General features: G+C 71.5%; 20 protein-coding genes. 5 read left to right on the top strand and 15 right to left on the bottom strand.

The features are described from left to right. Positions 1-611, bottom strand: a 611-nt coding sequence (locus tag ACWEPL_RS47845; protein WP_452440174.1) for a TetR/AcrR family transcriptional regulator, incomplete at its 3' end; no start/stop codon positions are given. Between the two features lie 22 nt (positions 612-633). Between ACWEPL_RS47845 and ACWEPL_RS47850 the strand changes: the two genes are divergently transcribed. After that, the gene (locus ACWEPL_RS47850; RefSeq protein WP_452440175.1) at positions 634-1,551 is read left to right on the top strand and encodes an NAD-dependent epimerase/dehydratase family protein; all 918 of its coding nucleotides are present in this window, start codon (positions 634-636) and stop codon (positions 1,549-1,551) included. Here ACWEPL_RS47850 and ACWEPL_RS47855 read toward each other — a convergent pair. From ACWEPL_RS47855 to ACWEPL_RS47900, 10 genes are all read right to left on the bottom strand, one after another. Then, a complete protein-coding gene (locus ACWEPL_RS47855; RefSeq protein ID WP_363971514.1) occupies positions 1,546-2,631 on the bottom strand; it encodes a VWA domain-containing protein in 1,086 nt (361 codons plus the stop codon). The two genes, ACWEPL_RS47850 and ACWEPL_RS47855, sit on opposite strands and share 6 nt — an antisense overlap. Then, a complete protein-coding gene (locus ACWEPL_RS47860; RefSeq protein WP_452440176.1) occupies positions 2,632-3,624 on the bottom strand; it encodes a VWA domain-containing protein in 993 nt (330 codons plus the stop codon). It lies immediately after the preceding gene. Next, the gene (locus ACWEPL_RS47865; protein ID WP_363971518.1) at positions 3,621-4,508 is read right to left on the bottom strand and encodes a DUF58 domain-containing protein; all 888 of its coding nucleotides are present in this window, start codon (positions 4,506-4,508) and stop codon (positions 3,621-3,623) included. Before ACWEPL_RS47865 ends, ACWEPL_RS47860 begins: the two co-directional genes overlap by 4 nt. A gap of 6 nt (positions 4,509-4,514) precedes the next feature. Continuing rightward, positions 4,515-5,504 carry an AAA family ATPase gene (locus ACWEPL_RS47870; protein ID WP_397366536.1) on the bottom strand — a complete coding sequence of 330 codons (990 nt, stop codon included), beginning with the start codon at positions 5,502-5,504 and terminating at the stop codon, positions 4,515-4,517. Positions 5,505-5,530: 26 nt separating this feature from the next. After that, positions 5,531-6,325 (bottom strand): S1C family serine protease, encoded by a 795-nt coding sequence (locus ACWEPL_RS47875; RefSeq protein WP_452440177.1) that lies wholly within the window; start codon positions 6,323-6,325, stop codon positions 5,531-5,533. Between the two features lie 167 nt (positions 6,326-6,492). Further along, the gene (locus ACWEPL_RS47880) at positions 6,493-7,659 is read right to left on the bottom strand and encodes an erythromycin esterase family protein (RefSeq protein ID WP_452440178.1); all 1,167 of its coding nucleotides are present in this window, start codon (positions 7,657-7,659) and stop codon (positions 6,493-6,495) included. A gap of 120 nt (positions 7,660-7,779) precedes the next feature. After that, entirely contained in the window at positions 7,780-9,270 is a 1,491-nt protein-coding gene (locus tag ACWEPL_RS47885; RefSeq protein WP_452440179.1) for a serine hydrolase domain-containing protein, read from the bottom strand. A 144-nt stretch (positions 9,271-9,414) separates the two neighbouring features. Continuing rightward, positions 9,415-9,762: a DoxX family protein gene (locus ACWEPL_RS47890; RefSeq protein WP_452440180.1), complete on the bottom strand. Its 348-nt coding sequence runs from the start codon at positions 9,760-9,762 to the stop codon at positions 9,415-9,417. Between the two features lie 175 nt (positions 9,763-9,937). Then, entirely contained in the window at positions 9,938-10,735 is a 798-nt protein-coding gene (locus ACWEPL_RS47895; protein WP_452440181.1) for a threonine ammonia-lyase, read from the bottom strand. Positions 10,736-10,753: 18 nt separating this feature from the next. Further along, on the bottom strand, positions 10,754-11,014 hold the full coding sequence (locus tag ACWEPL_RS47900) for a RidA family protein (RefSeq protein ID WP_452440182.1): 261 nt from the start codon (positions 11,012-11,014) through the stop codon (positions 10,754-10,756). A 152-nt stretch (positions 11,015-11,166) separates the two neighbouring features. Here ACWEPL_RS47900 and ACWEPL_RS47905 point away from each other — a divergent pair, with 152 nt between their 5' ends. Next, positions 11,167-11,661 (top strand): carboxymuconolactone decarboxylase family protein, encoded by a 495-nt coding sequence (locus ACWEPL_RS47905; protein ID WP_452440183.1) that lies wholly within the window; start codon positions 11,167-11,169, stop codon positions 11,659-11,661. Positions 11,662-11,825: 164 nt separating this feature from the next. Beyond that, positions 11,826-12,620 carry a CPBP family intramembrane glutamic endopeptidase gene (locus ACWEPL_RS47910; RefSeq protein WP_452440184.1) on the top strand — a complete coding sequence of 265 codons (795 nt, stop codon included), beginning with the start codon at positions 11,826-11,828 and terminating at the stop codon, positions 12,618-12,620. Here the strand turns inward: ACWEPL_RS47910 and ACWEPL_RS47915 are convergent. Continuing rightward, positions 12,586-13,272, bottom strand: coding sequence for a response regulator transcription factor (locus ACWEPL_RS47915; RefSeq protein ID WP_452440185.1), 687 nt, complete (start codon positions 13,270-13,272; stop codon positions 12,586-12,588). The genes ACWEPL_RS47910 and ACWEPL_RS47915 overlap by 35 nt on opposite strands. Continuing rightward, the gene (locus tag ACWEPL_RS47920; protein ID WP_452440187.1) at positions 13,269-14,546 is read right to left on the bottom strand and encodes a sensor histidine kinase; all 1,278 of its coding nucleotides are present in this window, start codon (positions 14,544-14,546) and stop codon (positions 13,269-13,271) included. The genes ACWEPL_RS47915 and ACWEPL_RS47920 overlap by 4 nt, the downstream gene beginning before the upstream one ends. A gap of 93 nt (positions 14,547-14,639) precedes the next feature. Between ACWEPL_RS47920 and ACWEPL_RS47925 the strand changes: the two genes are divergently transcribed. Both ACWEPL_RS47925 and ACWEPL_RS47930 read left to right on the top strand, forming a co-directional pair. Beyond that, positions 14,640-15,230 (top strand): DinB family protein, encoded by a 591-nt coding sequence (locus tag ACWEPL_RS47925; RefSeq protein ID WP_363971542.1) that lies wholly within the window; start codon positions 14,640-14,642, stop codon positions 15,228-15,230. 66 nt (positions 15,231-15,296) lie between these two features. Next, positions 15,297-15,986 carry a DUF899 domain-containing protein gene (locus ACWEPL_RS47930; RefSeq protein ID WP_452440188.1) on the top strand — a complete coding sequence of 230 codons (690 nt, stop codon included), beginning with the start codon at positions 15,297-15,299 and terminating at the stop codon, positions 15,984-15,986. Here the strand turns inward: ACWEPL_RS47930 and ACWEPL_RS47935 are convergent. Together ACWEPL_RS47935 and ACWEPL_RS47940 are read right to left on the bottom strand one after the other, a co-directional pair. Further along, positions 15,983-16,339 carry a hypothetical protein gene (locus ACWEPL_RS47935; RefSeq protein ID WP_452440190.1) on the bottom strand — a complete coding sequence of 119 codons (357 nt, stop codon included), beginning with the start codon at positions 16,337-16,339 and terminating at the stop codon, positions 15,983-15,985. The genes ACWEPL_RS47930 and ACWEPL_RS47935 overlap by 4 nt on opposite strands. Before the next feature lie 6 nt (positions 16,340-16,345). Then, complete coding sequence (locus ACWEPL_RS47940) at positions 16,346-25,951, bottom strand: LamG-like jellyroll fold domain-containing protein (RefSeq protein ID WP_452440191.1); 9,606 nt, start codon at positions 25,949-25,951, stop codon at positions 16,346-16,348. Positions 25,952-25,973 lie beyond the last annotated feature (22 nt).

Genomic DNA, 25,973 nt, shown 5'->3' on the forward strand with positions numbered 1-25,973 from the left:
GGGCCCGAGCCGATCCCGCGCGACCTGCTGGACGAGCTGCCCGAGGAGTACGCGGCCGGCTCCGGGTCGAGACCGCCCGGAGTGTGGCCGATCATGGCCCGGAGCAGCGGATAGTAGGTCAGGGACGCCAGGAGCACGGCCCCGGCCGCCTCCGGATCGTCGACGTCGGCCCGGCCCAGCTCCTTCTGCGCGGCGATCCAGGCGGCCCCCTGGGCGTACACGCCGGCCAGCACCCCCTCCCACATGCGCTCGAACAGATCGGGAAACCCGTCGTACTCGCGCAGCATGATGCGGATGAGATCGCGGTCGCTCTCCAGCGACTCCCAGACCACCCGCGCCATGCGCTCCAGCGCCGCGCGCCCGTCCGCCGGCCGCTCGGCCGTGGCCGCGGCGGCGCGCCGGGCGACGGCCTCCATGTTCTGCCGCACGGCCTCCTCCAGCAGCGCCCGTTTCGACGGGAAGTGCTTGTAGAGCGCGCCCGAGCCGGTGGTCAGCCCGCACGCCGCCTGGATGTCGGCGACCGAGGTCTCGGCGTATCCGCGGGTGGAGAACAGCCGCACCGCCTCGTCGATGAGCCGCTGCCGGGTGACCCCCGGGGTCGATCTCGCCATAGTGAGAGAGTACTCTCTTTCTATGCGAGTGTTCATCACGGGCGGCACCGGCGCGATCGGCCGCCACACGGTCCCTGCCCTGCTCGCCGCGGGGCACACGGTGACCGCTCTTGCCCGCACGCCGGGGAAGGCGGCCGCCCTCAGCAGCCAGGGAGCCGTCCCCCTCACGGTGTCACTGTTCGACCGCGAGGCGCTGGCCTCGGCCTTCGCCGGGCACGACGCGGTGGTCAACCTGGCCAGCGCGATCCCGCCGATGAGCAAGTTCATGAGCGTCACCGCGCACCGCCAGAACAACCGGGTGCGCGCCGACGGCTCGGCCGCCGTCGTGGACGCCGCGCTGGCCGCCGGGGTCGGCCGGGTCGTCCAGGAGTCGGTCAGCATGGTCTACCGCGACCAGGGCGCGCGCTGGATCGACGAGGACGCGCCCGTCGATCACTACCCGATGACCCGGGGCAACTTCGCCGCCGAGTCGAGCGCGCACCGCTTCGGCCGGGAGGGCGGCGGCGCGGGCGTGGTGCTGCGGTTCGGCTGGTTCTACGGGCCGGGGGCCGCGCACAGCGAGGAGATGTACGCCCAGGCCCGCCACCACGTCGGCATGGTGCTCGGTCACCCCGACGGCTACGTGTCCTCCATCCATCTGACCGACGCCGCCGAAGCCGTCGTCGCCGCGCTCGGGGCGCCCGCGGGCACGTACAACGTCGTCGACGACGAGCCGCTGACCAAGCGGGAGTACGCTCACACGCTGGCCCGCGCCGCCGGCACCCGCCTGTGGCTCAGCGTCCCCGGCCGCGCCGCCTACCTCTTCGGCCACCGCCTCACCTCGCTGACCCGCTCACTCCGGGTCAGCAACGCCCGCTTCCGCGCGGCCACGGGCTGGGCCCCGCGCTACCCCAGTGCCCGCGAGGGCTGGCCGGCCACCGCCGCCGTCCTCGCCTCATGACGCCGACGGGGACCGACGAGGCCTATCAGTGGTCCGGGGGCGGTTCCACCAGAGGGACAGGGACAGGGCCGCGGTGATGAGGACGGCGCCGCCGGCGGCGAAGGCGGCGGCCGTGTCCACCCGCTGGTGGATGACGGTGAAGGTGCCGGGCAGGGCGTCGAGGGCGCTCTGGAGCTGGCCGGCGTTCTCGGCGCGGTGGTAGGAGCCGCCGGTGGTCTGGGCGATCTGCTTGAGTGCGGGCTCGTCGATCATGCGGACGTTGCGGCCGCGGTCGAATCCGCCGCGGCCACCGAAGCCGCCGCCCCAGCCACCGAAGCCGCGGCCGTCGAACTGGGAGTTGTCGCAGACCATCGGGGCCGGGTTCGTGGTGCCGAAGCCGATGGTGAAGACGCGGACGCGGCGCAGGGCCGCCTCCTGGGCGGCGGTCTGCGGGTCGACACCCTGGGTGTTGGCGCCGTCGGTGAGCACGACGATCGCGGCCCCGGCATAGCCTGCCCCGCCGCCGTCGGTGGGGTTCGCGCCGGTGGGGGCGACCGACGGGTCGACCTCCGCGATCGCGTCGATCGAGGTGAGCATGGCCTGCCCGATCGCGGTGCCGCGGGACACGGTGAGGCCGTCCAGCGCCTTGATCAGCGAGTCGGTGTCGTCGGTGGGAGGCACGAGCAGCCCCGCGTTGCCCGCGAAGGTGACCAGGCCGATGCGCGGCCCGCCCCGCTGCGACTCGATGAAGTCGGCGGCGGCCTTCCTCGCGGCGGTGATGCGGTTGGGGTCGACGTCCGTGGAACACATGGAGCCGGAGGTGTCGAGCGCGAGCAGGATCGTCGCCGACGTCATCGGCACCGGCACCGACGCCTGCGGTCGCGCGGCCCCGACCGCGAGCAGCGCGAGTCCGGCGATGAAGAGGGCCGCGGGGATCTTCCGCGTCCAGCGCGTACGGCCGGGCAGGGCGCTGCGTACGAGCGCGATCGAGGTGACCCGCACGGCGGCCCGCCGTCGGCGGCGCCCCGCCCACCAGCGGATGGCGAAGATCAGCGGGATGATCAGGACGGACAGCAGCGCCCACGGCCATGACAACGACATTCAGATCACCCGTCCAGACCGGAGCACGGTGAGCGCCGCTCCGGCGGTGAGCAGCGCGAGGGCGAGCCCGATCAGGGCGCCGGCGAGGGGCAGCGGCTCGTCGGAGACGGTGAGCCGCAGATCGATCGTGTCGGCGATCCCGTCGAGCCGCGCGGTGTCGGAGGCGGGGTGGTAGGCGCCGCCGGTGGCCTGCGCGATCGAGGTGAGGGCGTCCTCGTCCAGCGAGGTCTGCAGGCGGTAGCCGTCGACCTGCACCGTCGCCCCTGCCGTGGTGCCGACCCCGACGGTGTGGATGTGGACGCCCGCCTTCTGGGCCACGGCGGCGGCCTGTTCGACGGCCGGATCGCCGGCCCCGCCCTGGTTCTGGCCGTCGGAGAACATCACGATCGTCGCCGACGGCCAGTAGCCGACGTCGGGCGCGGCGCCGTCGCGGCCGATGGCCACCTGCTTGCCGGTGATCAGCGTCAGCGAGGCCGTGATGGCCGTCCCCAGCGAGGTGCTGCCGGTGATCTTCAGCCGGTCGATGGCCTTGAGCGCGATGGAGTGGTCGGCATCGGGACGGGCGGCGGTGAGCCCGCCCCGTGCGAACGCGACGACTCCGATGTCGACGCTGTCCGGCTGCGCCGCCACGAACGCGCGGGCCGCCCGCTGCGCTCCCGCCAGCCGGGTGGGCGTGACGTCGTCGGCGCCCATGCTGTTGGAGACGTCGATGGCGAGGATGACGGTGCCCGCGGTCCGCGGGACCGGCACCATGGCCGCCGGTCCGGCGGTGGCGACCGCGAGTACGGCGACGCCGGCGATCGTCAGGCCGCTGCCGAGGTACGCCCGCCGCGCACCCGGTACGGCGACGCCGGCGGCGGCGAGCGCGGCCGTGCGGCGGCGCGCCGAGACGACGGCCGCCCAGGCGAGCGCCGCCGTGACGATCAGTCCGACGGCCAGCAGCAGCGGGGAGGACAGGGTCATGAGGGTGCCGTGCTCGACAGGCTCGGTCATGGCGATCGGTCCCGGGTTCGGGCGACGACCTCGACGAGCGCCTCGGCCAGGTCGCGGTCGGTGTCGACGCGGTGTACGGGCACCCCGGCCCGGCGCATGCCCGCCGCGAGCCGGGCGTCGCGGGCGTCGACGGCCTCGCGGAAGCGCACCCGCAGCAGCGGGTCGGCGGAGTCGACGACGAGCTGCTCGCCGGTCTCGGCGTCCTCGACCACGATCAGCCCGGCCTCGGGCAGCACGTCGTCGGCCGTGTCCACGATGCGCAGCGCGACGACCTCGTGCCGCCGGGCCAGGCGCTGGAGCGAGCGCTCCCAGTCGCCCTCGCCGATGAAGTCCGACAGCACGACGACGAGCGCGCGGCGGCGCGCGAGCCGTCCGGCCGCATCGAGCATCTCCGCCAGGTCGGTGGTGGTGCCACCACGCGCCGTTCCGGCGGTGCGTTCCAGCTCGGCGCCGATCCGCAGCGCGTGCCGCCGGGAGGTGCCAGGCGGCACGACGCGCAGCATCCCCGTGTCGAACAGCAGGGCGCCGACGCGGTTGCCGCCCCGGCCGAACAGCCGGGCCAGGACGAGCGCGAGCTCGGCCAGCACGTCGTGCTTGCCGCGCCCCGGCCGGCCCGCCAGCATCGACGCCGACCGGTCGAGCACGAGCCACACCGTCAGCTCGCGGTCCTCGGTGAACACGCGCAGGTGCGGCTCGTCCAGCCGCGCGGTCACGTTCCAGTCGATGTGCCGGGCGTCGTCGCCGTCGCCGTAGGGGCGCAACCCGGTGAAGTCGATCCCGGAGCCGCGGTGCGCGGTGCGGTGGGCGCCCTGGAGCCGGCCGTCCAGCCTGCGGACGACCTTCCACTCCAGGCGGAGCAGCAGCTTTTCGGGGGCGGTGGCCATGGCGGCTCAGCGGTTCTGCAGGACGACGTCGGGCGCGCGGACGGCCCCGAGCACCCTGGTGATGATCGTGTCGGCGTCGACGTCGTCCGCGAGCGCCTCGTACGACAGCACGAGGCGGTGGCGCAGCACGTCGAGCGCGAGCTCGGACAGGTCGTGCGGCAGGACGTAGTCGCGGCCGCGCAGGAACGCCAGCGCCCGGGCGCCCGTGACCAGCGCGATCGACGCCCGCGGGCTCGCCCCGTAGGTGACGTACCGCTCCAGCTCGCCGAGCCCGGCCGTCGCGGGCGAACGCGTCACGGCGACCAGCCGGACCGCGTAGTCGACGATCGCCGGATCGACGTACACCTGCTGGGCGCGGGCCCGCATCGCGATCAGATCCTCGGCGGTCACCATCGCCTGCGGCGGCTCCGGCGGACGCAGCGCGCGTTCGACGATCGCCTGCTCCTCGGACTGCGTCGGATAGTCGACGACCACCTTCATCATGAACCGGTCGACCTGCGCTTCGGGCAGCGGGTAGGTGCCCTCCGACTCGATCGGGTTCTCCGTCGCCATGACCAGGAACGGCTCGGGCACCCGGAACGTCTCACGGCCGATCGTCACCTGATGTTCCTGCATCACCTCCAGCAGGGCGCTCTGCACCTTGGCGGGGGCGCGGTTGATCTCGTCGGCCAGCAGCAGGTTGGCGAACACCGGGCCGAGCTCGGTCCTGAACTCCCCGGAGTGCTGGTGGTAGACCCGCGTGCCCACGAGGTCGGCGGGCACCAGGTCGGGGGTGAACTGGACGCGCTGGAAACTCCCGGCGATCGCGGCGGCCAGCGACCTCACCGCGAGCGTCTTGGCCAGGCCGGGCACGCCCTCGACGAGCAGGTGGCCGTCGGCGATCAGCGCGACGGCCATGCGCTCCAGCAGCACGTCCTGCCCGACGATCGTGCGTTTGACCTCGAACAGCACCTGTTCGAGCGGATGAGCCGGCTCGGGGGACTTGGTCGAGGTCATCGTCTTCCTTCTCGAGATGTGTCCGGTCAGATCTGGGGTCCTTCGCCCAGCGGGCCGTCACCGTCACCGCCGCCCAGGGCCACGCCGATCGGCACGGCGAACGCGATGCCGGCGAACGCCTCGTCGCCGCCCGGGTCGGCGATCGAGACCACGATCCCGATGACCAGGCCGCGAGCGTCCAGGAGCGGACCGCCGGAGCTGCCCGGGTTGACGGAGGCGTCGAACTGGATGAGCCCGCCCAGGTCGCGGTCGCCTTCTTCGGTGGTCCGGTTCAGGCCCGACACGACGCCGGTGGAGACGCTGTAGGTCAGGCCGAGCGGGTTGCCGATCGCCACGACGGGCGCGCCCACGGCCACGGCGCCGCCGAGCGTCGCCGGGACGACGATCTCCGGCAGCTTCGCGGGCTTGAGGGCCGCGACGTCGCGCTTGGGGTTCGACGACACGACCACGGCCTTCGCCTTGGTGCCGTCGGCGAACGTCAGGTTGACGTCCTTCGTGCCCTTGATGACGTGGTGCGCGGTCAGGATCGTCCCGTCCTCGGCCGCGATCACGCCGGTTCCGAGCGACTTCCCGGCCTGGATGACCACCACCGACGGCCCTATCCTCTCGAAGACCTCCGCCGTCGTGAGCGTCGCGCTGGGGGTCGGCGTCGGGCTCGGCCTGGGCGCGGCTGCTTCGCCGTTCCCGCCGCTGCTGCCCAGCCAGTACGCCAGCGCCGCCACGAGGACGAGCACGCCGCCCCCGACGACGAACCGCCGAGCCCTCCCGGCCCCGGCTCCCCGAGCCTCGGCCGCATCGGCCTCCTGCGGCACGTGCTCCATCGCCCCATAGTCATAAAACTGAGCTCAAAGTGCCACAAAATCCACCTGAGAACTCCATGAGAACCGGTGGAGCCTGCCGCGCGGGCGCCGGCACGGATCCGGCGTCCGCGTGCTGCCCCGCGACCGGGTCGTCGCGCCTGCCGTGATCAACGGGCAGGCCGCGCCTGTCAGCCCAGCTTTTTCAGGTTGACGGCCTGCTTGAGGAAGACGACGCCGTCGATCGTGTCGAGCTGGGCCGGGTCCAGCGGGAAATAGGCGAAATCATCGGAAACGCGCTTGGCGGGCTTCGTGACGGCCTCGGCCAGGCGGCGGGCGTCGATGAGAGAGTGGTCCCACGGGAGCGTGGACAGCATGCCCTCGACGGTGTCCGGGGACGGAATGTCGTCGCCGACCGTGCCGAAGGCCGAGGCCAGGAAGGCGAACCGGCCTCCCAGGTGCGTCTCGGCGATCGCCCCCGCGCTCCACCACTCCAGCTGCTGGTCGCCGAACGGCATGAAGGTCTTGTTCCGCTGCAGGTGGAGGTTGGAGGCGAAGACCAGGGCCGGGCCGTTCTCGGCGATGGCGCGCAGGTTGGCGGCCATCATCGCGTCCCGCAGCGCCGACAGCCGGGCCCACCGTTCCGGGGAGGCGTCGGCCATCCAGTAGTGGTAGCGGAGCAGGCCGATGGCGGTGCGCCCGTACAGTTCCGCCCGCTCCCTGTCCTCCGCGCTCAGCTGCGGCGCCTGCGTGTCGAGCGCCGCCAGCAGGTCGTCGGCGATCAGCCGCAGCCGCTGGGCGTCGGCGGACTGGCCGATCGACTGGGACGGGTCCATGGCGGTGGCCTCGTTCGACCACCGCTCGTCCGGGCCCAGCAGCGTGTCGAGGGTTTCCCTGCCGCACAGGAGCGGGCCGTCGAGGAGGTCGTGGAGGCCGGTGAGCGCCTGGCGGGGGCTCGCCGCCCAGTACTCCAGAGGGCCGTCGAACCCGAAGAACCGGAGCTTCTCATCATGCTCCTCGTTGTAGGCCCGCATCCAGCGTACGAGCTCGCGGTTGGCCGGTGACGTGCCGAAGGCGTGGCTGAAGCCGCGTTCCATGACGTCGTCGAGCGTGCCCGCGCCCGTCGTCACGTAGTCGTCCACCACGAGGCCCATGAGGCAGTCGCTCTCGATGGCGAACGACCGGTAGCCCTCGTGCTCGACCAGATGCCGGAAGATCTCGTTGCGCAACTCGCCGAGCTCTCCCACGAAGTGCCTGGCCTCGCCCAGGCCGAGCAGCAGGGGCCGGGCGGGAAGCGACCGGAGGAACGCCGAGATGTTCGCGCCATCGACCGGCCGGGCCGTGTCCTTGATGTCCATGCCTTCAACCGTATCGTTGAACACTCGGTGTAAACTTTTTCCCGGATATCCTCGCTATCGTCGCGATGGACCTTCAATCGAGGATGCATCCGCGAGGCGAGTGGACCCGGCGCGCGTTCCTCAGCCCGCGGCCTGCCCGTCGCAGAACACCTCGTTGACGAGCCTCCGCGTCGCCTTCTGGAACGCCTCCGCCAGGGACAGCTCGGCGTCGTCCACGTAGTTCAGCGCGGCGGTCAGGGTCCTGCCGCCGTCGGGCGTGCTGTACATCAGCGCCCCGTGGCCGGCGATGCCGCCGTTGTGGGAGATGACGGTGCCGCCGCACTCCGTGTCCTGCACGAACACCCCCAGCCCGTAGCCGGCCTTCGGCTCCGGCGTGCACATCTCGGCCAGCAGCTCGGCCGGCAGGAGCTTGCCGCCCATCAGCGCGGAGATGAACGTGTGCAGGTCCTGGGTGGTCGAGATCATGTCACCACCGGTGGAGATCCAGGAGGGGTTCTGGCGGGTGACGTCGACCGTCTCCTGCCGGCCGGGCTCCCCGTACCGGTAGTAGGCGTGGGCGTGCGGCTCGGGGATCTCCGGCGAGGTGTCCGGCACCACGGTGCCCGTCAGGCCGAGCGGCCCCAGGATCAGCCGCCGCATCTCCTCGGCCAGCGAGCGGCCGGTGACCTTCTCGATCAGCAGCCTGGCCAGCACGTAGTTGGTGTTGGAGTAGCTCCAGTCGGTCCCCGGCTCGAACCGCGCCGGCTTGGACAGCGCCAGCCGTACCAGCTCCTCGGGCCGGTACGTCCTGAACCGGTTGTCCACCCACTCCTGGCCCGACCAGACGATCCCCGGCACGTGCTCGGGGTAGTAATCGCCGGTGAAGTTGAACACCCCGCTGGTGTGCTGCAGCAGCATCCGCACCGTGATCCGCCGGTCCAGCCCGAACTCGGGCAGGTAGTCCTCCACCGGAGTGTCCAGCCCGATCCTGCCCTCGCCCACCAGCTGCAGCACCACGGTCGCAGTGAAGGTCTTGGTGTTGCTGCCGATCCGGACGTGCCCGTTCACCGGCGGCTCGGCACTCTGGCCCAGCTTGCGCCGGCCGGCACTGCCGACCCACTCGCCCCGCTCATCGTGCACGCGCAGCGTCACCCCGGTGAAACCGGAATCGACGATCTCCTGGATGGCCTTCTGCAGCTCCGGGCGATCCACCCCGGACGGCAGGGTGACCGAAGCGGCGTCGAGGGCTGCGGTGATCTTGCGGACCATCTCCGCCACGGCGGGGCTCGGCCCGCCCTGGTGGGTGGCTGCTTCGAGGGCGACGACGACGGTGCTGCGGAAGTTGCCGGCCTCGGCCGGGTCCTGCTCGTTGAGCAGGCTCATGGCGGCGGTCAGGGCCGGCAGCACGTGGTCGGCGAGCTCGGCCACGGACTTGCCGTTCAGCTTGATGTCTCTGGTCTTCGCGGCGAGCACGTGGCCGACCAAGCCGGTCGCGGAGGCCAGGGCGATGGAGCCCTCGGTGGCGATCCTGTGGGGCGAGCCTGCGGCGCCGGCGGCGGCCAGCAGCGAGACGGCACCGTACGCGGCGGTCCGCAGGGTGAGCTTGTCCTGGTCGGTGAGGGTGACGGACATGGGAGGCTCCTTCAGTACTGTGGCAGCTGAACGGACAGGCGCTGAACCGTTCATGGCGTCCACCATCTCCGACCGCTCTGATACCGGACCGTCGCCGCCCTGACGCGGCCGCTGACGCGAGACGGCGAGCGCGCCGGTGGCCCCTCAGGCGACGTGTCCCAGGGCCAGGGCGGCGATCAACGGGCCCAGGTAGAGCAGGGGAAAGACGACGGTCGAGTACGAGCGCGCCCGGAGCACGGTGACGACGGCCCCGGCGAAGTACAGCACCAGGCCGATTCCGGCCAGCACGCCGACGACCGGCACGAACAGGCCGGCCAGCAGGCCGGCCGACCCTGCGGCCTTGGCCGCGCCGAGCCAGGTCCACCACGAGCGGGGGACGCCGTAGTCCGTCAACGGCTTCACGACCCACTCGGCGCAGCGGAGGAGGGAGAAGGCGGAGAAGCCCACCCAGAGGGCGGCCAGGACGGTGACGACGGTTGCGGTGGTGGACATGGTGACGCTCCTCAGCTGGTGCTTTCTTACGACACCGATCCTGCGGGCCCCGGTTGATAGATCCGCGATACGTTCACGATGCGCGAGGGACCCGGCGGCCCCCCAACTCCCGGCGACCGCCGATCATCGGTACGCGGCCAAGCGGGGCTGGTGGATCGCCGGGACGACTCCGCCGTCATCGCGGCGTCCCTGGACGTACCGGAGTGCTTCGCGGTGCTCTTCGACCGGCATGCCACCGCGCCGCACCGCTACGCCAAAGCGGGAAGGTGATCTCGCCGACGACGGGCGACCGCGTTCCGTCGGCGATCGTGCGATAGGTCGAACCCGCGTCCCACTCGACCCGCCGCCCGCTCGCGAGCGAGTCGTGCGCGTCCGCGGCCAGCTCGGGCTCCACGCCGACCACGCGGGTTCGCGGGGGCAGCGACGCGACCACGACTCCCACCCCCGAGATCAGCCCGCCGCCGCCGATCGGCACGAGCACCGTGTCGATGTCGTCCAGCTCTTCGAGCATCTCCAGGGCGAGCGTTCCCTGCCCGGCGATGACGTCGGCATGGTCGTACGGCGGGATCAGCGTCATCCCCCGCTCCGCCCGCACGGCGTCGGCGACGAGCTCGCGCCGGGCGCCGGGCGCGATGATGACCTCGGCGCCCAGCGCCCTGGTCGCCTCCACCTTGACCGGCATCGCCGCGTCCGGCATGACGATCACGGCGGGAATGCCCGCCGCGCGTGCGGCCCATGCGACCGCCTGGCCGTGGTTGCCGCTCGAGTGCGTGACGACGCCGCGTGCGCGGGTGCCCGGCTGGAGCCGCCCGATCGCGTTCACGGCTCCGCGGAGCTTGAAGGCCCCGATCGGCTGCAGGCTCTCGGCCTTCAGCCAGAGCTCGCCTTGTGCCCAGGAGGCCGACAGCAGGGGCGTCCGTACGACGTCGCCGGCGCTCCGGGCGTGCGCCGCGACGACGTCAGCGATCTTCACGGGAAGCGCGGACCCCATTCAGGCTCCGTCCCGCACGGCGATGGCGTCCAGCTCGACCCGGGCGCGATAGGGCAGCTCCGCGACGGCGACGCAGGTACGGGCCGGCAGCGGCTCGGGAAGGGTCTCCTGATAGACGGCGTCCATGGCGTTGCGGTCGTCCATCGACACCAGATAGACGGTGATCTTCACGACGTGGCGGAACTCCAGACCGGCCGACGCCAGTTTGCTCCGCAGGTTCGCCAGGGCCTGCCACGTCTCCTCGGCGATGCCGCCCGCCACGCGGATGGGCTGACGCGATCGGCGTGCCGTCCGAACCGTGACCACCCCGGCTGGTACGGCGATACAGGAGGAAATCGTGAGGATACCCCCCCATCAGTCCCGGTGAACTGTCCGACGAGCAACGCCCGCTCGACGAACGGGTTCGGCAGATCATGAGCGGGCTGCGGACGCCGTTCACCTCGACCGACGAGAGCGGTGCGTTGATCGGGCCGTTTCCCGTGATGCTGCGCTTTCCCGGCCTCGCCCGGCCGCTGCTGGAGTGGTTCACGACGGTCACGAACGGCAGCGTGCTCCCGGCGCGGGTGCGTGAGGTCGCCATCCTCACCACGGGTGCACGGTACGGCGCCGCGTACGAGCTCTACTCTCACAGCAGGATCGCGGTGGAGACGGGGCTGCCGGACGGGGTCGTCGCGGGGCTGGTCACCGGGCAACGGCCCCCGGAGCTGACGCGGGAGGAGTCGGTCGCGCACGATGTGGCCGCTTGCCTCTATGCCGGCGCGCCACTTCCTGGAGCGCTCTATCGCTGCGCCGTCGGCGCCTTCGGCGAGTTGGGCACGGCGGAACTCGTCTTCCTGATCGCGCAGTACGCCGCCATCTCGATGGTGCTCAACGCCTATGACGTCCCGCTGCCACCGGACGCGGAGTGACACCGGGCGTCGTCGAGTGAGCGCCGGCTTCCTGGACCAGCGGTCTAGTCCCGCGGGCGGAAGGGGCAGGTCAGCGGCGGCCGAAATTCGGATCGCCGGTGGATGGCGGCGGCGACGCGTTCGAGAACACTGGCCAGGCCGGTTCCCCGAAGGAAGGTCTGCCTGTGTTCGAACGGCTCTCTGATCGCGCTACGTCGATCGTCTTCATCGTCCTCGTGCTCACGATCTCGCTGGGCACCGCCGGCATCGCCGGAGGGCTCGTCCTCGCCCTCTCGCCGCTGCTCGTCGTGATGGCCATGCTGCTCGTCATCACCCGAGAGGGGTATTCCAGAGACGGGTGGCGCCGACTCGGTATGGGACGGCTCGGCCTGCGGACCTGGCCGCTCGCGCTCGCCACCACCGCCGGCGTCTGCCTGCTCGCCACCGCGGGTGCGGTCGCGCTCGACTTCGGCCGGTTCACCGCGCCGCAGGGCGACTGGCTTCAGTCGGTGATCGCCGTGTCCGTCACCGGGCCGATCCTGTCGTTCGCGGAAGAGATCGGCTGGCGGGGCTACCTGCAGCCGCGGCTCGCGTTCCTGGGCGAGCGCTCGGCGATGCTCGTGGTCGGGCTGGTCTGGATCGCCTGGCACCTGCCGTACATCCTGTTCACGCCGTACTACCACAGCGAAGGAGACCGAAGCCTGGTGCTCCTGCTGTTCGGCGGCTCGGTGATCGCGTTCTCGTTCCTCTTCGGGTATCTGCGCGTCATGTCCGGCAGCGTGTGGCCGGTCGTGCTGGCCCACTTCGCACACAACGCCACCTTCGCCCTGTTGCTGGAGCACGCGATCTCGACCGGGCAGCCCGTGGTGGTGCGCGAGTACCTGGCCGGTGACACCGGGCTGTTCGTGCTCGCCGGCACGGCGGTCTGCGCCCTCGCGATCGGGATCAGCCGGTCAGCCCCTGTGTCTGCGCGAGGATGACCGCCTGCACACGGTCGCGTAGCTCGAGCTTGCGCAGCACCGAGCCGAGATGCGTCTTGACGGTCGACTCCGCCAGCTGAAGCCGCGCGGCGATCTCGGCGTTGGTGAGTCCCAGGCCGACGGAGGCGAGGATCTCGCGTTCGCGGGTGGTGAGACGCTCCAGTCTGGACGCGGCGGCGGGCGGGGGCTCGGCGGGTGTGGTCACGGGCGGTGCGAGGACGAACGAGTCGATCAGGCGACGTACGAGCCTCGGCGCGACAGGCGCCTCCCCGGCGGCGGCCGCCCGGATCGCCGCCAGCAGCTCCGCCGCGCCCGCGTCCTTGAGCAGGAACCCGGCCGCCCCGGCTCGAAGGGCGGCCAGGACGAGCTCATCGTCGTCGAACGTGGTCAGCATGACGACGTGTGGCGGGTCGGGTGTGGCCAGCAGCCGCCGGGTGGTCTCCACACCGTCGAGCCCCGGCATGCGGATGTCCATCAGGACGACGTCCGCACGGTGCTCCGGCCGCCGCAGCGCGTCCAGGGCCGTCTGCCCGTCGGCGGCCGATCCGACGACCCGCAGGTCCGGGGTGGCGTCGAGGATCATCTCGAACCCCGTCCGTACCAGCTCCTGGTCGTCCACCAGGAAGACGCGGATAACGCGGCCGGGGCTCATCGCTCGCCACTTCGCCCGGTGCCGCCCGGCGCGGCGGCAGAGCCCGCGGGTCGCGCGGAAGGCGGCAGAACGGCGACGGGGATCGCGGCATCGACCACGAACCCGCCGCCGGGGCGTGGACCTGCCTCCAGGGCCCCGCCCAGAGCGCGCAGGCGCTCCCGCATGCCGTCGAGGCCGTAGCCGGGCCTGGAGCCGTGGTCCGTGATCGCGTCGGCGACACCGACTCCGTCGTCCTCGACTCGTACCATGATCCCTCCCTGCGTCCTCGCGACCACCACATGCGCTGCCGCGTACGGGCCGGCGTGCTTCAACACGTTCGTCAGTGACTCCCGGACGACACGGAGCACAGCAAACCGTATCGCGGTGGGAACGTCGTCGAACGCGGCCGGCTCGGCTTCGACCTCCACGGCGAGTCCCGCCGCCCGTACCGAGTCGACGAGCTGCCGCAGCTCGGCGAGTCCGAGCCCGGCCCCGCGCAGTTCGTCCGGCCCGTCGGCGTCGGCCTCACGGAGAACCTCGATGACGCCACGCACCTCGGTGAGGGCCGACCGCGCGGTACGCCCGATGGTGGCGAAGACCCTTCCCGCGTCCCCGCGGTCCCAGGGTTGCGCGTGCTCGGCGGCGTACTCCGCGCCGTCGGCCTGCACGATCACGACGGTGAGAGAGTGGGCCACGATGTCGTGGATCTCCCGTGCCGCGGCGACACGTTGCTGCTGCACGACGAACCGTTCGCGGTGCAACCGGCTCTCCTCGAGCCGGGCACTGGCCTCACGCAGCGCACTCATGTTGGCCTGGCGGCCGCGGACGAGATTGCCGATGACCCAGACCAGCACCGACAGAACCCCCAGAACCACCGCGTTCTTGAACACGTTGACCAGGTATTCCGGCGGCGTGCTCCATCGGAGACCGGCGAGCACGCTCCCGGCCAGCGCGGCACCGAGGGCGAGCAGGCGGATCGGCAGAGAGACGACGTGCGCGGCAACGGTGTAGACGACGACCGCCTGCGCGATGTCGGCCGGCAACGGGATCGGCACCACCATGAGCTGGACGCCGAAGACCGCGGCCGACCAGAGGAGTACCGCGGTCGGGAAGCGTCGCCGCACGACGAGCGGGAGAATGGCCGCCGTCGCGACGAGGAAGGCGGGCAGCCCCGCAAGAGCGCTCGGCAGGCCGGAAACCAGCCACATCAAACCGGTCAGTGCCAGATCCAGCCGCCTGGGGTGCTCGCGTGACCACTGGTCGATGCGTGCGGCGAGGAAAGTCCGCTGTCTCAAAGGGCTCCCGATCCTTCGTGACCGTCCCGCCGAAGCGGCCGCCCCAGGATAGAGGCCCGGCCGCCGGCGCGGACACCTGGCACAATGCCCGACATGCAGACATCGGACCCGAAAGCGGACCTCCATCACTATCTCAAGACCGTCCGCGCGTCCCTCCTGTGGAAGCTCGACGGCCTCTCCGAGTACGACGTCCGCCGCCCCCTGACTCCGACCGGCACCAATCTCCTCGGTCTCGTCAAACACCTGGCCGGCGTCGAGCTCGGCTATTTCGGCGACACCTTCGGCCGCCCGTCCGGCGAGCCGCTGCCCTGGCTCGAGCAGGACGCCGAGGCGAACGCGGACATGTGGGCGACGCCCGACGAGTCCCGCGAGCAGATCATCGCCCTCTACCGTCGCGCCTGGGCCCACGCGGACGCCACGATCGAGGAGCTGCCCCTGGACGCGACCGGTGAGGTCGCCTGGTGGCCGGCCGAGCGCAACCCCGTCTCCCTGCACCGCGTCCTCGTCCACGTGCTCGCCGAGACCAACCGCCACGCCGGTCACGCCGACATCGTCCGCGAGCTGATCGACGGCGCCGTCGGCCGCCAGGACAACGACCTCCTGCCGGGCGCCGACGAGACGTGGTGGACGGACTACCGCGAACGCCTCGAACAGGCCGCCCAGAAGCAGGCCGGCCACCGATGAGTTCGGCGGCCGGGCCTGGTCTCTACCGATGTACCTGCAAACTCCGCACGTGATCAGTGAGGGACCATGAGCACGAACGCACTACCGCCCGTCGTCGACGCCGACACCTGGCAGCGTCAGCTCGAAGCACTGCGTGCCCGGGAGAAGGCCGCGACCCGGGAACTCGACGCCGTCGCCGCCCAGCGCCGCCGCCTGCCGATGGTGAGGATGCCGGACTACACCCTCGAGGGCGAGGACGGACCGGTTCGGCTGGCGGACGTCTTCGAAGGCAAGAAGCAGCTGATCGTCTACAACCACATGTGGTTCCCGGGCAAGGAGTGGCAGTGCCCGGGCTGCACGGGGTTCACCTCGCAGTTCACCCGGCTGGAGTTCCTGGACAGCTACGATGCCCGCTTCGTCGTCGTCACCCAGGGCCCGATCGACGAGGCGCTCGCCTACAAGCGGCGGGTCGGGAACAGGATGACCTGGTACTCCACCGCGAACAGCCCGTTCGGCGCCGACGTCGGCGCACCGCCCGGAGAGGGCTTCGCCGTCAACGTGTTCCTGCGTGACGACGACACCGTCTATCGCACCTGGCACACCAACGGCCGGGGCACCGAGCAGCTCACCCACACCTTCGCGCTGATCGACCTGCTGCCGTACGGGCGGCAGGAGGAGTGGCAGGACTCGCCCGACGGCTGGCCGCAGTCGCCCACCTACAGCCGGTGGTCCACCTCCGAGGACCTGGCCGCGCTCTACGGCCCGGACACCGCCTAGGCCGCAGGGGGGACGAGCTCGTAGTCCGGGATCGTGGCTTTCCGCCGCTGGTACGCCTGCTCGTCCGCCTCCCCCGCCGCCGCCTCGGGGATCTCGACGCTGCCGAGGTAAGGCCCCTTCAGGCAGTGGTCGCACCAGAAGTGGGCCTCACCGACGAGCAGGTGAGGGATCCGGAGCCGGTACACCAGGCGGAGGCAGGCCTGTCCGCAGTTCGGGCAAGGCCCGGAGATCGGTCCGGGCAGCTCGTCACGGGCCTGCTCGTAGGCGTGCAGCCAGCTCTCCCATCGGAGCGCCTGGTCATGGGTGTTCGGCAACGGGTCCGCCTCGGTGCTGTCCTCTGCGTACACGTCCATATTCCGTCACTGGTTACGTGGATGGTTGGCCCACCACTCGTCCTCGAAGGCGTAGGCCCGGTCCTCATACGGTCCCGCTTCTTCCATGGACCTCGGATAGACGCCGCCCTGGCGCAGGTCCTCGACGTGGTACCGCTCGTGGGCGAGGGTGCGGGCCAGCAGTTCCTCGCTGCGGAAGGCCGCTCGCCGGAGCAGGACCGTCTGGTCGGGATAGGTCACCCCGGCCAGCCCGTCCATCCTCTTGTCGATCTTGATGGTCAGGTCGTCGATCCGGATGTCCCAGTCCTGGGCCACCCGCCGGACCGTGTCCATGTTCATCGGGAGCCTGGCGGCCCAGCGCGGCCGGTCGCCGGCGCGTGCCAGCACGAAGGGGTCGTCGGCGGCGAGCGGCCCGCGCGCCCCCGTGCCGGATCCGTCTCCGGCGCTCCCGGTCCCGAGCGGACCGGGCGTGGAGAGGCAGGAGGAGCCGGCGCCCGTCACGCCGCGGCAGGGGTCCAGCCGCACCGCCGGGTCCTGCGGGACGCCCGGGCCCGGATCGACGCGGCAGTCCTGCATCGCGTCCGCGCCGAACACCCCCGAGCACTGGCCGACGACGTGCGGGGCCGGGGCGAACCCGCCGTTGGGCTGCCCGTCGCCCGCCCCGGCCTCGGTCGGCGTGAATGCCACGCCGACCTTGTCCAGGATCTTGTCGATGGCGTTGTCGACCCTGTGCGTGAGCCCCTTGTCGAGCGCGTCGGCCAGCGAGGTGCCCGCCGGACCGGGCAGCCGGTCGTGGTCGATGGGACCCGGCCTGGTCGCGCGCGTCTTCGCGGCGATGTCGGCGAGCTCCTGGGGCGTGGGCGGCGGAGGCGGTGGCGGAGGATCCGTCTTGGGTGTCTTGTGCGGCCCCTTCCCGCCCGTGCCGGGGGTGTCCTCGCCCGGGCCGCCGCCGGTCTTGCCCTTGCCCGGCGAGCTGCCGCCGTCCGGATACTCGATGTACGGCCCGCTGCCGTCCGGCCAGCCCTTCCACCAGTTGTTCTTCCACCACTTGCCCGCGAAGTAGCCCAGGCCCGCGCCGACGCCGACCGCCGCGAGACAGTAGAGCCACACCGGACCGCAGACCCGTGAGCCGCGCGCGGCCGCGCCGACCTCCCCGCCGCCGACGAGGATGTAGTCGGCCGCGTTCCAGATCGGCCGGGCGATGTCCACCTTGACGACCTTGATCACTTCTTTGGCCGTGCCGCACACGAAGGCGGGGCAGCCGAAGTGGCCGGTCGGGTCCACTCGGTTGAGCGGGTCGCCGTCCGCGTAGGTGAAGCGGTTGCCCTTCATCGACGGCACCGGATCCACCTCGAGCGTGTCCCTGCTGGGGAACGCGCCGGTGCCGGGGTCGTACCAGCGGGCGGCCATGTTGACCTTGCCGCTGGCCGGGTCGGTCCAGCCGCCCTGGTAGCCGACGCCCCGCTTGGTGCCCGAACTGGCGACGACCTTCCCGTACGGGTCATAGGCCACCGAATCGGTCAGCGCGCCCGCGCCGGAGAAGGTGGCGGTGAGGTCACCGTGCCGGTCGGTGTAGGCGTACAGGCCCGCGACGGAGACGAGGTCGCCGGCCGGGTCCCTGCCGTAGAGCTCGGCGCCGGCCGCGGCCGGGGTGTTGCCCAGCCCGGAGTAGCTGAACGCGACCCCCGCGGTGGAGGCGAGCCGGTCCAGCCCGTCGTAGGCGTAGGTCGTGGCGCCGTCGCTGATCATCCGGTCGAACGCGTCGTAGCTCGTCGCGCTCGCGCTCCCGCCGGTCGGCGTCCTGGATCTGAGGGTGCCGCGCGCCGTGTAGGCGTAGCCGGCCGATCCGTCGGAGACCAGTTGGTTGCGCGCGTCGTAGACGGCGGCGGCCGGGCCGGCCTTGGTCCGGTTGCCCGCGTCGTCGTACTCGTAGGCGACCGAGTTCCACGAGGTCAGCCTGCCCGCCAGGTCGTAGCCGTAGGTGTTGGCCCCGGCGCCCGCCGTACCGGTCGTGGTCTTGCTGGTGAGCCGGTCGGCGTCGTCGTAGCCGTAGCCGATGGCGGCCAGCGTCGCGCCCGCGGTGGTCTTGAGCGTGTCGGAGGTGGGCCGGTGCAGCGCGTCGTACTCGAAGGAGCGCTTGGCGCCGCCGTAGTCCACTCCCTTGAGCTGGTCCATCGAGTCGTAGGTGTAGGTCGCGGTCCCGCCGGTGAGCGGGTCGCGGACCGTGGCGAGGCGGCTGCCCGCGTCGTAGTCGTAGGTGGCGGTGCCCGCCTTGTCGGTGCGGGTCTTCATGCGGCCGTCGGCGTCGTAGGTGAAGGACGCCGTGCCGGACGGCCCCGCCGTGCTGACGAGGTGATCGCGATCGTCGTAGCCGAAGGTGTCGCCCCCGGCCGAGGTGAGCCGGCTCACGGCGTCGTAGCCGAAGCTGTGGGCGGTCGTGGCGCTCTCGGCGCCCGCGCCGGTCTCCGCGGTGAGCCGGTCCAGCGCGTCGAAGGTGCGGGCGACGGTGACCCCGCCCGGCTTGGTGACCTGGAACGGGCGGCCGGCCGCGTCGTAGTCGGTGATCGTCTGGCGCTGGGCGGGCGTGGTGTACGCCGTGGTCGCCGGGACGAGCATCGCCGTCTGGAGGTTCCACGGATTGTAGGCGTACGAGGTCGCGTTGCCGTTGCCGTCGGTGAAGCGGGTCCGGTTGCCCACCGCGTCGTAGCCGAAGGTCGTGGTGACGGTGTGCGTGGACGTGGTCTTCTCGTGCTGGCCGGTCATCCGGTTCAGCGCGTCGTAGTTGTAGGTGGCGACCCCGCCGCCGGGGCGGTCGACGGTGACCGGGTTGCCCCCCGCGTCGTAGCCGATCGTCATCGACCGCAGCCGGCCGCCCGACGCGTCGAGGTCGGCCATCGCGGTCGCCCGGCCTGCGCCGTCGTACGCGAGGGTGCTGCCGGTGCCGTCCGGGTTGACGACCTTGGTCACCCGGCCGGCGTGGTCGCGGGTGTACCAGTGGGCCTGGTTCAGCGGGTTGACGTCGACCACGACCTCGCCCGCCGCGTTGTAGCCGAACTGGCTGCGCGCGCCCGACGGCGTGTTGACGTAGGTCAGGTTGCCCGCGTCGTCGTACTCGTAGGTCGTGGTGTACCCGGCCGCGGCCGGCGTGCGTTCGACGGCGGTGGTGGAGATCCGGCGGCCGAGGTCGTCGTACGTCGCCCCGGTCACCCGGCCCGCCTGGTCGCGCGTCCAGAGCCACTCGCCGGCCGCGTCGAAGCCCGACCGCGACCGGTTGCCCGCCGCGTCCGTGGTGGCGACCACGTTGCCCAGCTGGTTGTAGGTGTAGGTGTCGCCGTGGCCGAGCGCGTCCACGACGCTCGTCATGCGGCCCAGCGCGTCGTACGTCCTGGTGGTGCTCCCGGTCACCGTGGCTCCGGCGCCGAGCTGCGTGTAGGCGGGCAGGGTGAGGACGAGCGGCCGGCTCATGGCGTCGTAGGTGATCGTGGTCCGGTAGCCCTCGGCGTCCTCGCTCGTCACGACGTCGCCGAAGCTGTTGAAGCCGGTCCGCGTCGTCGGCCTGACGTTGTACGGCGCGCCGCCGAAGTGCTCGATGGCGACCGTCGGCGCCTTGGTCGCGGTGAGCCGGCCCGCCTCGTCATAGGTGTAGTCGGTCACCGCGCCGCGCGGGTCGGTCATCGTCCGCGGCAGGCCCCGCTGGTCCCTGGTCCAGGCGGTCGTGAGCCATTTGTCGCCGTCCCAGACCTTCTGGGAGAGGGGCCGGCCCAGCGCGTCGAGGTCGTACGTGGTCCAGGTGTAGGCGCTGTTCTGGGCCTGGACCAGGGTGATCAGGTGATCGTCGTCGTCGTAGCCGTACGTGGTCTTGCGCTTGATGCCGGTGGGGTCCAGCAGGGCCTCGGTGGTGCGGTTGGCGGCGTCCACGGTGTACGCGGTCGTGCTCTTGCCGTTGCCGGTGATCCGCTGGATGAGGTTGCCCGCGCTGTCGTAGGTGTTCTGCTGGAGCGGGATGTCCCGGGTGGACCCGTCGGCGTTGCGGAAGCCCTCGGCCCAGACCGATTCGAGCAGGTTGTCGTCGAAGTAGCGGTAGCGGGTGGTACGGCCCATGGCGTCGGTGACCGTGGCCAGGCGCCCCGCCGGGTCGTAGGCGCGGGATTCGAGGACGAGCTCCTTGGGGGCGTCGTTGTCCAGCGGGTCGCCGACCCAGTTGGCGATGCTGGTGGTCAGCAGCAGGCCGGTCGGCCCGTAGGTGCGCCGGTGGTCGGCGCCGGTGGCGTCCACGGTGCTGGTGAGGTTGCCGTAGGAGTCATAGCCGTAGGTGGTGGTCTTGCCTGCGGCGTCCTTGACGGACGAGACGCGGGCCGCGGAGTCGTAGGTGTAGTTCGTGGTGCGGGCGGCGTCCTTGCCGGTGGGGTCCGTCTGCTCGACCTTGGAGACGTTGCCGTCGACGTCGTAGGTGTAGATGACCCACGGCAGATGCTTGACGCCGCTGATCGCGTCCGTGGTCGCGGGGCCGACGGTGGCGGTGAGGTGGTTGAGCGCGTCGTACCCCATCGAGGTGACGACGCCGTTCGGGAACGTGTCGGAGACCTCGGTCACGGCGGTGGGCCGGCCGGCGCCGTCGTAGTCGTACTTCGTGGTGAGCCCGGCCGGGTCCACCACCTGGGCGAGGTCACCGTTCTGGCGGTAGCCGTACCGGGTGGTCCTGCCGCCGGGGGTGGTCACGGAGGCGAGCAGCCCGTCCGGGGTGGTACCGCCGTCGACGGCGGCCTCCCTGCCGTCGGTGTAGGCGTATTTGGTGGTACGGCCGGCGGATCCGCTCACGGGAGGCGTGGTGACGCTGAGCAGGTCGCCCGAGATGTCGTAGGTGTAGCTGGTGCGGTGCGCCGGGTCGTTCCCGGCGCCGGCCCGGGCGTCGTACGCGCCGGTGAGCTTGTCGTTGCGGGGGTCCAGCGGGTCGCCGGAGTCCAGGTAGTAGGTGAAGTAGGAGGTCTGGCAGGAGCGCGGGCCCCGGCAGGTCACCTTCATGACCGGGTTGCCCCGGTCGTCGTTGAACAGCTGGGTGGTGTGCCCGTCCGGGTCGGTCACCGAGGCCAGGTTGCCGTTGAGGTCGTAGCCGTACCGCGTGGTGCCGCCCGCGGCGTCGTACAGCGAGGTCGGGCGGCCGCCGTGCAGGGGGTCGAAGCTGTAGACCATCGGCTTGTCGCCCGGGTCGGCGGCGAGCACCGTGGTGGCGGGGATGCCGAACGTCGCGACGTCCTGGTAGTGCGCCTCGATCGCGTCCGTGCTCAGGCTGCTCCAGTAGATCGCCACCTCGTCGATGGTGCCGGTGAAGTGGCCCAGGGTGTCGGAGGGCTTGGCGGGCCAGTTGCCGGCGATGAAGCCGGCGCCGACGTAGACGTGGTTCTGCGCGACGGTGGACACCGGCCCCTTGGACCTGGTCCCGACCACGGCGCCGTCCAGCCAGAGCCACTGGGTGCCGCCGGAGGCCGTCAGCACGACGTGGTGCCAGCTCGCGTCGGTCACGCTCTTGCTCGTGGTGATCGGCGCGACCGCGGCGCCGTCCCAGAACTGGCCGCGCAGCTTGCCGTCCGTCCCGACGTACAGCGCGGGCGTGTAGTTCGCCTGCGGCCCGGCCGGGTCGGTGATGGCCTGGGCCTGGTAGGCGAGCAGGACGCCGGGCTTGGCGGTCTTGAACCACAGCTCGGCCGACAGATCTCCGCCGCCCTTGATCTCCCCGTCGGGAAGCTCCAGGTAGGAGGTGGAGCCGTTGAACCCGGCGGCCGTGTCGCCGCCGGTGGCCAGGAAGATGGGCGCGGTCTGGTTCAGGGAGACGTTGTGGTAGGTCGCGTCGGTGTCGCGCCCGTCGCCGTACGCCGCGCTGGCCGCCCGGGTGCCGGAGTACTCGGCCAGGCGGTAGTACTCGCGCGGCCGGGCGCCCAGGACCGCGCTCGGGTAGTACTCGGTGCCGGCCTGCGTCTGGGCGGGGTAGACCCGCCACTTCCCGCCGCCCGCGTCGGTCACCGAGGCGACGCGGTCGTTCTGGGCGTCGTACGCGAGCGTGGCCTGCAGCTTGCCCGAGGGCAGCTTGACCGTCTCCAGCACGCCCGTGTACTGCCCGGCCGCGTACTGGGCGGCGACCGACGTGGAACCGAGCGGGTGGGTGTAGAAGGCGGGGTCGTCGATCTGGCCGGTGAAGTGGCCGCGCGCGTCGGCGGGCGCGGCCGGGCACCAGCCCGAGGTGGTCGTGTAGCCGGCCCCGACGCTGGCGTACGGCAGATGGGTGGCCTTGATCTGCTTGGTGCGGCTGGCCACCATCGACCCGTCCACGTACAGGCTCTGCCAGGTCCCGCTCGAGGTGAGCACCACGTGGTGCCAGGCGCCGTCGTTCACCGCCGCGGTCGACGCCATCGAGCCGCAGCTGCCGTCGTCGGCCATCTGGCCGTGCAGCTTGCCGTCGGTCCCGACGTAGAGCATCGGCAGGAAGCCCCAGGGCAGCGGGCCCCGGGAGTCCTCCAGCGTGTTCAGCTGCGCGCCGTACAGCACGCCGGCCTTGGTGGTCTTGAACCACATGCCGACCGCCGCGTAGGTGGTCTCGTCGGTGACGCTGTACGGCATGCGCAGGTACGAGCTCGTGCCGTTGAACGTCGCCGAGCCGTCCGTGGTCCCGGCCGGAGCGCCCGCCGCGCCGTAGGAGAGGTTGACCGCCTCCGCGTCGTCCTGGCCGACGAACAGCCGGGCCTCGTTGGACGCGCTCTGGTGCAGCCGGTAGTACATCGCGGGGGCGGCGTCCACGACGGCCGTGCGGTAGTGCGACACCATTTTGTAGGAGTATTTCGTGCAGGCCGTCGTCGTGCCCGGCGGGCAGACCTGGGCGAGCAGGCCGTAGCCGTAGCCGTAGGTCCACGCGGGCGCCCCCTGGGCGGGATCGGTGGCGACCGAGGTCACCACCCCGCTGTTCCAGGTGAAGTAGAGGCCGCGGCCGCTGACCTTGTTCACGACCTTGGCGAGGGTGCCGTCGCCGTTGTAGGTGAGGTACTCGGCGTGCTGGTCGTCGTCGTAGATCGCGGTCAGCCGGCCGTTCGGGTCGAACACGTACGCGCCGCCGGACTTGTCGCGGAGGAACCAGGCCAGATCGGTCTTCACCAGGCTCACCGACCGGCCCTCGGGCGGGGCGTACGTGCCGTCGGGGTTGCGGCCGAAGCGCGCCTGCCGCCCGTCGGGGTAGGTGACCACGACGTTGCCGGTGAAGTCGTTGTCGGTGACGATCTTCATGTCGTAGGCCGTGGTCCAGCCCACGCCGAACATCCCCGTGCGCGAGTTCAGGCTGCTGTACGAGCGGGTGACCGCCAGCGCGGGACCGGCGGTGGTGAGGCTCGCGTCCGTGGTCGTGGCCGCGTACTGGCCGGTCAGCGGGTCGATGCCCTTGACGGCGGCCGTGCCGGCGCTGTCGGAGACGTGTGAGGAGACCAGCGGCTGCGGCACGACCGTGCGGAACGTGCTCCACCCGGACGCCGGGCTGGAGTCCTTGCCGTCGGTGACCAGGACGCGCCACATGTACTGCTCGCCCCACTTGAGCTTGCCCTGCGGCACCGCCCAGCTCGCGGTCTGGGCCCCGGTGTTGGAGTCGCCCGTGACCAGACCGGCCGCGGGGCACGTGTCGGGGTCGGAGACCAGGCAGACGTTGAAGATGAAGTTCAGCTCCCCGCCGGGCCACTCGTCCCCGTCATGGCCGGAGGCCGTGAACTCCGGCGTCAGCGTGGACTCCACGTACCCGCTGCCCGGCCACATCGAGTCGATCTGGGGCGGCAGGTTGAGCACGGTCAGGCTCACGCACCAGACGGGTACGCCCCAATCGGAGAAGAACTGCCCGTTCGTCACCATGTCCCAGCAGATCTGGTACGAGCCCGGGTTGAGCGGGTCGATCGTGGCGCTCACCTTCGCCGAGCCGTTGTTGCCGATCGTGGAGGGCAGCGCGGCGGCCGCGGTGGAGCTGCCCACGAAGGTGCCGCCGGTGGTGTAGACCTTGTAGCCCAGCTTGACCGTGCCGGGGGACCAGGAGTTCATCCCGTTGTTGATCACCGTGACGGGGAGCCGGCCGGCGCTGTTGGCGGTCACCGGCGGGTCGACCGTGGCGCCGGAGTCGATCGCGTACAGCGCTCGCCAGGGGCTGTAGTCCACCTGCAGATATGGCGGATTGGCCGAGTTGGCGCTGGCGAACTCCTTGAAGCTGTCGGCGGTCAGCGCCAGGCCGTTGTTGCCCGCGCCGTTGGCCCAGTCCGACAGGGCGGACAGGCCCGCGCTGTTGATCCCGATCCACGCCCAGGCGGCGCCGCCGCAGGTGACGCCGCCGGTGAAGCTGGCCGAGCCCCAGGTGTCGCCGAGGGTCACGCCGGGATAGGAGGCGATCGTGCCGACGTTCCAGCTGCTGGTGATGGCCTTCACCGTGACGGGGTTGGCCGAGCAGGAGTTCGACAGGGTGTTGTAGAGGAAGAGCGCGGCGCCGGTCACGTAGGCGTGGGGGATCTGGGAGGCGAGGTTGAAGTTGATGTAGGCGTTGTTGCGCTTGGTGCCGTCCTGGGAGCCGACCAGGAGCTGGTCGCTGCCGGAGTGGTTCGCGCCGGAGTGGTTGTCGACGTACGTGTCGGAGGCGGCGCCGCTGGTGGTGCGCACGTACGAGGAGGGGTCGACGACCACCGGGAACGCGCGGTCCTTGTCGCGCAGCCACTTCTGGTCGGCGCTGACGCGCAGGACGTCGCCGACGAGGGTGTAGCGGACCGCGTCGGAGCGGGCGCCCTTGGCGTCGAGCATGAATCCGGCGGGGACGGTGATGCGGACGGCGCCCCGCTCGTCCACGAACTCCACGCCCTGCGACGAGCTTCGCGCCGTCAAGCCCTTGGCCTGGAAGGGGAAGTCCCAGGGGCCGGTCGCGGCCTGGCGCGAGGTCAGGATCAGCGACTCCTTGATACCGTTCCAGGTCGCCTCGACCTCGATGTCCGTCTCAGGCAGCACCCCCCGATATTTCGCGATATTTCGCGAAATAGTGGCCTTGGTGCTCTTTGCGCCTTGGAGGGCGAAGGACAGGCTGTGCTCCGCGTCCAGGGTGAGCGATTGGAGCCTGGGGTCGGCGGCGTCGTCGGCCACCTCGACCCCGACGTCGTTGGCCGCCTGCCGCCAGCGTCCGTCCGCGCCGGTCAGGTTGACGTCGATGTCCGCCCACTCCCCCGTGGCCGTGCGATAACGCACTGGCCTGGAGTACGTGCGCACGGTGTAGGTGTGGTCGGGGTTCTGGAAGACCTTCGACGTCGCGTCTCCCAGCGTGGGCACCGCCTTGCTCTGCTCGGCGACGAACCCGTGGGCTTCCCTCTTGCCCGGCTTGCCGGTCGCCTTGCCCACCCGCTGCGGGGTGTTCGACAGCCGGAAGACAGGCTCGGGCGGCTTCGGGGCCTCCCGCGGCACGGTCCCCTTGGGCGGCTTGGCGGTGGCCCGCTCCGGCAGCTCGGTCTTCGCCCGGGTCGCCTCCGCCGTCGCCTGGTGGGCGCGGTTCGCCGCCGAGCCCAGCAACTGCTCGGGGAGCGTGGGCTCCTCGGGAGCCGCGTAGGCTGCCTGACCTGCTACGCCGATGACAAGAGTGGTCACCGTCAGTGCAGCGCAAAGACGG

The organism is Nonomuraea sp. NPDC004186 (assembly GCF_053603495.1).